7 protein-coding genes are annotated in these 7,164 nt (G+C 36.7%); all 7 read left to right on the forward strand.

Annotation, left to right across the window (positions count from 1 at the left end):
- Nucleotides 1-5 precede the first annotated feature (5 nt).
- Entirely contained in the window at nt 6-206 is a 201-nt protein-coding gene (locus tag CBF29_RS06880; protein WP_126808827.1) for a hypothetical protein, read from the forward strand.
- Complete coding sequence (locus CBF29_RS06885) at nt 196-987, forward strand: hypothetical protein (RefSeq protein ID WP_126808828.1); 792 nt, start codon at nt 196-198, stop codon at nt 985-987. The genes CBF29_RS06880 and CBF29_RS06885 overlap by 11 nt, the downstream gene beginning before the upstream one ends.
- Nucleotides 980-2,716, forward strand: a complete 1,737-nt coding sequence (locus CBF29_RS06890) for a terminase large subunit domain-containing protein (protein WP_126808829.1) — start codon at nt 980-982, stop codon at nt 2,714-2,716. Before CBF29_RS06885 ends, CBF29_RS06890 begins: the two co-directional genes overlap by 8 nt.
- A 15-nt stretch (nt 2,717-2,731) precedes the next feature.
- Nucleotides 2,732-4,213 carry a hypothetical protein gene (locus CBF29_RS06895; RefSeq protein ID WP_126808830.1) on the forward strand — a complete coding sequence of 494 codons (1,482 nt, stop codon included), beginning with the start codon at nt 2,732-2,734 and terminating at the stop codon, nt 4,211-4,213.
- A gap of 173 nt (nt 4,214-4,386) precedes the next feature.
- Nucleotides 4,387-5,682 carry a hypothetical protein gene (locus CBF29_RS06900; protein ID WP_126808831.1) on the forward strand — a complete coding sequence of 432 codons (1,296 nt, stop codon included), beginning with the start codon at nt 4,387-4,389 and terminating at the stop codon, nt 5,680-5,682.
- A 23-nt stretch (nt 5,683-5,705) separates the two neighbouring features.
- Nucleotides 5,706-6,176: a hypothetical protein gene (locus CBF29_RS06905; RefSeq protein WP_126808832.1), complete on the forward strand. Its 471-nt coding sequence runs from the start codon at nt 5,706-5,708 to the stop codon at nt 6,174-6,176.
- 23 nt (nt 6,177-6,199) lie between these two features.
- On the forward strand, nt 6,200-7,164 hold a 965-nt coding region (locus CBF29_RS06910; RefSeq protein WP_126808833.1), incomplete at its 3' end, for a hypothetical protein.

A 7,164-nucleotide genomic window follows, 5' to 3' on the forward strand; every position in this document is an offset into this window, starting at 1 on the left:
TTGTTTTGATTAACAGAAAGACAGAATTAATCAATCAGCTTGAATCAGAGAACGCCTTCATCACAACTCGAATAGACGAGTTAATAAAGAGTAAGAAAGAATTTAACGTAAAAGATATGGCAGACATTCACAGATATTCAGAGACTAGACTTTTCAACTTAAAGTCACTGTCGATTTTGAACGGAAGTGATAGTAATGGCTGTTAAAAAATCAATCTGCTTACTATGCGGATCTGAAAAATCATCACATCAGCTAGCAAGACATAGAAATGAATCAATGTCGGGAGACGTTGGATTTTGTAAAGCTTGTCTTAAAGAGCAAATTGATGGAACAGACTTGGAAAAAGCTAAAGATATGATGCGACTTATGAATATACCTTTTGTATCAAGTGTTTGGGAAAATGCTGTAGATGCTGGAGGTAAGAGTATCTTCTCGAAGTATCTACAATTGATAGCGACGAAGAAAAATTATAAGGATTTCGCTGACAGTGACTCTGGTAGGGATACTAAAGTCACTGGCTTAGATGAAGCTGATGCCAACGAAAGAATTGTAAGATGGGGATTGTTAGAGAATGAAGCCGAGTATATAGCTCTCGAAGCCTCCTATAATAATCTCGTTGCAATTAAACCACCATCAACTGTGCTGGATGAGAAAAGATACGCTCAAAACGTAATGATAGAGGTTCAATTAAATAAAGCACTAAAAAGTGGAAGTGACCATAAAGAGGTTACAGCACTTAAGAAACTATATGAAGATAATCTAAAAGCTTTAGGATTAGATATCGACGCCGCATCGAAGGATGAAGAGCAGAAACTTGGAGTTAGAATTAGGAATTGGGAAACACACTCTCCAATACCTACAGACGAAAGTCTATCTGACGTAGACAATGTTGAAAAATACATTACAAAATGGTTTGTAAATCAAATGAAGAGAGTGTTTGGTCGAGCTACGGAAGAAGAGATCAACGAGCTTTACGAAGATGAGTAAAACAAACAAGAGTGTGAAGGATCAACATGAAGAGAACTTAATGAAATGGGTTGGATACTGGAGAGCTAATCCTCAGAGATTCGCAAAAGAGTATCTCAACCTTCACTTATTTTTATACCAAAAGATATTACTATATATGATGAACAAAGTTTCATGGTTTATGTATATAGCAGCCCGTGGTCAAGGTAAATCATACCTTATAGCAATTTACTGCGTTATAAGATGTATCTTATATCCAGGAACAAGGGTAGTAATAGCTTCTAGCACTAGAAAACAGGCCGCATTGATTATTACAGAAAAAATAATAGGCGACATATACAACAAGAGTTACGCCGTAAGATGCGAAGTTCAAGAATATAGTGCAAGTGTTAATAATACAGAAATAATTTTCAGAAATGGATCAAAGATTTCTGCCGAAACGTCGTCAGACAACTCTCGTGGTCTTCGTGGAAATATTCTAATTGTTGACGAGTTCAGATTAGTAAAAAAAGAAATTATAGATGATGTATTGAAACCAATGCTTAACGTATATCGCATTCCGCCGTATATGAATAAGCCAGAGTATATGCATCTTCCAAGAGAAGAAAATAAACAACTATACATTTCATCAGCATGGTATCAATCAGACTGGGCGTGGACAGAGTTTCAATCATACATGAAAGATATGATGACATCAACCACAACATTTGTTTGTTCGTTGCCATATCAGCTCTCCTTATATCATAAGATACTTCCTAAGCAAACTGTTGAAAAGGAAAAACTATCAGACACGTTTGATCAAACAAGTTTCAATATGGAATACGAAGCATTGTTTGTTGGAGAGAATGACAAAGGATACTTTAAGCTTGCTGATATTAACAAGTGCAGAAATGTAACAAAGGTTTTTGTTCCTCCTACATCACTAGAGTATGCAGAGAATCAGTCAAGAGCAAATCCCAAAAACATATCAAATCTTCCAAGAGTCAATAAGACTGGAGAGATTAGATTGATATCACTAGATATCGCATTAATGGGTGGTAGTAAACAGCAAAAGAATGACTCAAGTGCCTTTATGTTGTTTAGATTGATTCAAGATGGAAATAAATACAGAAGAGAAGTTGTTTATATAGAAACAATTCATAGAACGATTGCCGATGATGATCTGGCTGTTAGGTTAAAGCAGCTGTATGAAGACTTTGAAGCAGACTACGTTGTAATGGATACAAACGGTGTTGGTCTTGGTGTCTACAACTCATGTACGAGAATACTACATGATGAAGAGAGAGATAAAGATTATGAGCCGTGGAGCTGTATAAACGACGAAGAAATGAACAAGGCTAGAAAAGACACTGGAGTTCCTGTTGTTTACTCAGTTAAAGCAGATGCAAAATTTAACCACATTATAGCAACTTCACTAAAAACAGCTTTTGAGAACGGAAGAATATCCATTCCATGTACTGATATTGAAAAAAGAGAAGAGCTTGTGGCTAAGAAAGGCTTCTTAGCAATGACAGCTAATGAGCAACAGAGACAGTTATACGCATTCCAGCAAGCTAGTGCAATGACTAGTGAGCTAGTAGGTCTTGAGTATACGGTAATATCTGGAAATATCAAAATTCAAGAGGTCGGAACGGCCACAAAGGATAGATATTCTGCGTTAGCTTATGGAAATCATTATGCAAATGAATTTGAAAAAGAATTAAACAAAGATGAATCAGATAATGGCTTCGGGGACTTTATATTATTTTAGAAAGGAGAGTAATGATTGGATAATCAAGAGGAGTACAAAAAAATGCTTGAACAAAATAGACGTAGCCATTTAGATTTCGCCAAAGCGTTATCTGATAATAGCGAAACTATGAGAAGTCAAGTGTCACGAACTACTAGTGTTACGCAACAGCAGCTTTCAAGGTTTTTAGGAAATCCACTTACTAATTATTTGGATATCTCGAAACTCATGAATGCTCTATATACTGGAAACGGTATTATCAAGCAGCACATCAAATATTATTCATCATTACTTACTCTGAACCACACGATCGTTCCTGTTATGAATGAGAGAAGTGGCTGGGATATAAGTAAGGTGACACTAGAAGACTATGTAATGGCTGCCAATTTTGTAAAAAGATTAAACATTAAGAGACATGCGCCGCACTTTATTAAGCAAACACTTATGAATGGATACAGTTTATTCTATAAGATGCAGGATAAAAAAGGCGTTGCCTATCTTGAATTTCCAATTAGGTTTGGAAAAATATACTCACTAGAAAATGGAGTATATAGATGGGCTATAGATGTCGATTCTGTCAAAGACTCTACTCCTGGAGTTCTTCCAGTTGAGATAGAGAATGCGATAGCTAATGGAGATAGAAAAGACGATAACTGGATAGACGGTAAGTATTTCAAACTAAAAGACAAGGGAGTTGCCTTTTGTTTTGATCAAGAAGTGCTATCAAACGGTGGAATTGCCGTATCTGAATTTTCAAATCTAATCGGATCTGCAATAAAGTTAGAAAATGCCAGAAACAAACTGGAGATAAAAGACGATCTAGATGGTGTAAAGCTAGTTCACTCTCAAATACCAGTAGACAAAAATGGAAGACCTCAAATGGAGTCAAAGGTTGCTGCAAAGTACGATAAAAGTATGAGAAGTAGCTTGCCTAAAGGAATTGTTCCTATTACAAACCCCATGAAGGTTACCAACATAGCTTTAAATGGAGCAGGAGATACAAAGGCTTACGAATCAGTTGGAAGGTCTACAGCATCGTTATTTTTCGACATGGGTGTACCGTCTCCAATGTTTGGAGGGGAAACAACTAGTTCGAACATCGTAAAGATTTCCAATGTAAAAGACATCACCTGGGTTTACAACGTAATCCTTCCTTTAATTGAAGATTACTACAACTACGAAATGAGCAAGTACAAGTCTCCAAATAATTTTGCATGGAATATAAAGATTATGAGACAGAGCCAATTTACATTTTCCGATGATCAAAAGGTTGCAAAAGAGCAATTAAATCTCGGAGGTTCTAGATTGGACTTCTTAGCAATGAGTGGAATGGAACCTATAGAAGTTGTCGGAACTCTTGGATTAGAACAACAGGTTCTAGATATTGACAGCTTAATGAAACCTAAACAAACATCACACACGATGTCAAAAGGTGGATCAACTGAGTCATCGACGCCAGGTCGTCCTCAGTCAGATAATCCAACGGATGACACTGATAGATTAAATGATGCTAATTAGTAAGGTGGTGAAAAATTATCAAAACAGATTTAAGTATACCAGTTCAATTTGAATTGGGTGAGACACTAAAAGACGATAGATTTCTTAGAGTTAAGATCTATATTGCACATACTGGAGAGAATATAAATAACTCAGTGTTTACAAAAGATGTTCTACAGGAAATGTCGAGTACGTTGGCGAACGTACCAATCGTTGGGTATATCAAACAGGAAGATGACGGAAGTGAAGATTTCGACAACCATAAAACAAAAATTGTGATTAAAGATGGCAAGGTCGATGTGGCATATCTAGGTCATGCATACGGTTTTATACCAGAAAAAAATAACGCAAAATTTGAAATTAGAAGCGGTAAAGAGTGGCTAACTGCAGAAGGTTATATTTGGACCAAGTTTAGAGATTCAGTATCTATATTATTAGATGGTGGTGGCACAAAGAGTCAGTCTATGGAGATTGAAGTATTTGATAGCTACCTTGATGACCAGGGAAGAGTTAATTATACAGACGCTAGATTTAGCGGTTTATGTATTCTCGGAGACGATGTTCCGCCTGGAATGACTGGAAGTACAATAGAAGTATTCAATAAAAGAATTGATCTATTCTCTCAAGTTCAAGAAATGATAGCTGACTTTTCCAAATTAGAGGAGGGTAATAAATTGCTAGTTGAAAATGAAGATTTAAAAGAAAACGAAGACTTTGCTAAGGGGTCTAAGAAGAACGCAGATGCAGGAGCTGACGTTAAAGATGCAAAAGATGTTAAGGATACAGATGTAAAAGATTCTGATCCAAAGGATGATCCTAAAGAGGACGTAGAACCTAAAGATGGGGACAAAGATCCTAAAGACGACAATAAAGATCCTAAAGATAGTAAAAAGGATAAGAAATCTAAAAAAGCTAATTTTGCAATCTCTCACGAAGAAACAAGAAATCAATTGAGAGAGCTAATTAGGACAGAGGTTGCAGATAAGGATTCGTATATCTACATCTGTCAAATCTTTGATACTTATGCGGTAGCTCAAATTGAGGATTATTCAGAAGAAACAGGCTTTAAAGCTAAGCACGTTATGTATGAATACACGAAAGATAACGACTCTGTATCGCTTGGTGCTTCAAAAGAAGTTGTTCCTACATTCTTAACGAAAGAAGAAATGGCCAAGATTGATAGTGGACGTGAGGAGCTTAAGCAGATTAAGGAAAAACTTTCAATGTATGAAAATGCAGAAAAAGAAGCCAAAGTTTCAGAATTTGAAGAAGTTCTTGGAGATAAAGCTGACGACATTCGCGCTAAATTTAGTGAAATGTCAATCGATGAAGTAGAAAAAGAAGTAGGTTTCTCTTGCTTCCAAATTAGTCAAAATGAAAAAGAAGCTTCGAAAGGTGTTGTCGTAGAGGCAGTTAGCTTTAGTGATAATGGAGTTGACGCAGCTAGTAAAGAGTACGGATCTTTAGGTGCTTACTTTAGAAAAAAATAAAAAAATAAAAGGAGATTCAAAGAATGGCTACAGATAAAGCGTTTATTCACTTAGACAAAATTAAGTCATCTGCACACATGGAACACATTGCTGCACCAAAAGCTGGATTAAAAGCTGGTCAGTTTGTTACTTTAGGTGCTGTGTCAGAAGATCATGATGGTGAGGTATTAAAATATACTAACACTACAGAAAAAACAAAAGTTGATGGGTTAGTTGCACCAGTACACTTAGATTACGGATACGAAGACTTTGATGAGTCGGTACAAGTTGTAAAAGAAGGAAAAATTGCTCGTGTATTAGTAATTGAGCGCGGAGACATTGTTTCAATGCATAGCGAAATGTTAACTGGAGTAAAAGCTGGTGACAAATTAGCTGTAGGAAAAACTGGTTTCGCATTACAAAAAACTGAAAGTGACGAAGAAGCTGTTGCAATCGCAATCGCAGAGCGTTACATGCCTAATATTGGTGATGTAATTGCAGTTCGTTTCATTTAATTAGAGGGGAGAAAATATATCAAATGGTAGATAAAAATGGTTTAACTAAACTAGCTACAGATTTATATCATGGCCGCAACGTTAACTTTGACGGAGTGTCTGGTGATGAAGCATTACGTAACATGGTGGGGGACGTTTTAGGTATCGAACCTGGTTCTAAAATTGACTACTACTCATGGGAGGCAAATAAATTAGAGGTATTCCAGATCTTATCAGTAGCAATTGATGCTGTATTACCTTTACGTTTAGAAAGTCAATTCGATTCAATCGCCGACTTCCGTACGGTAGAATTGGGAGACGCTCAGAAATTCGAAATTCAAGATAATTCATTATTGAGAATTGGTCGCGTTTCTGCAGGTAACCAAAGTTTACAACGTCAACAATTATTCGGAAAGAGCTTCACTGTTCCAACTGATTGGTATGGCGGAAAGGTTTACGCTGAGTTCGAACGTTTCATGTCTGGACGCGTTGACTGGAAAGGCTTAGTAGATCGCGTTGCCGCTTCATTTGAAAACAAAATTCAAACAGAAATCTACAATGGTTTTGCTCAATCTTACGATGAGTTACGTGCCACTCGTAAAGCAACAGGTACTTACGAAGAAGATAAGTTATTTGATGTTGCAGAGCACATTGGAGTTGCGTCTGGTGGTAAGCCAGTAGCTGTTTACGGAACGCGTAAAGCTTTACGTAAAATCACAAAAGACTTACCTTTATCTGACTCAATGAAAGATGAACGTAACAAAGTTGGATTCGTCGATACTTTAGGCGGGTTAGACTTATTTGCTTTACCACAGGCTTACAAAGCTGGAACTGAGAAATTCGCAATTGATGACGATACACTTTTAGTTTTGCCTCAAGGTGAAAAAATCGTTGCTGTTGTCTTAGAAGGTCAAGCAATTGTCAATGACACTGATGCATTAGCACGTACTGACTTACAAAATGAGTTTGTTACATTGAAAAAAATGGGTATCCAAGTTGGTCAAGTATC

Source organism: Vagococcus elongatus, assembly GCF_003987645.1.
GTDB classification, from domain to species: Bacteria; Bacillota; Bacilli; order Lactobacillales; family Vagococcaceae; genus Vagococcus_A; species Vagococcus_A elongatus.

Coding starts and splice junctions, on each gene's coding strand:
- CBF29_RS06885 (WP_126808828.1), top strand. CDS start 196: ATGGCTGTTAAAAAATCAATCTGCTTACTATGCGGATCTGAAAAATCA.
- CBF29_RS06890 (WP_126808829.1), top strand. CDS start 980: ATGAGTAAAACAAACAAGAGTGTGAAGGATCAACATGAAGAGAACTTA.
- CBF29_RS06905 (WP_126808832.1), top strand. CDS start 5,706: ATGGCTACAGATAAAGCGTTTATTCACTTAGACAAAATTAAGTCATCT.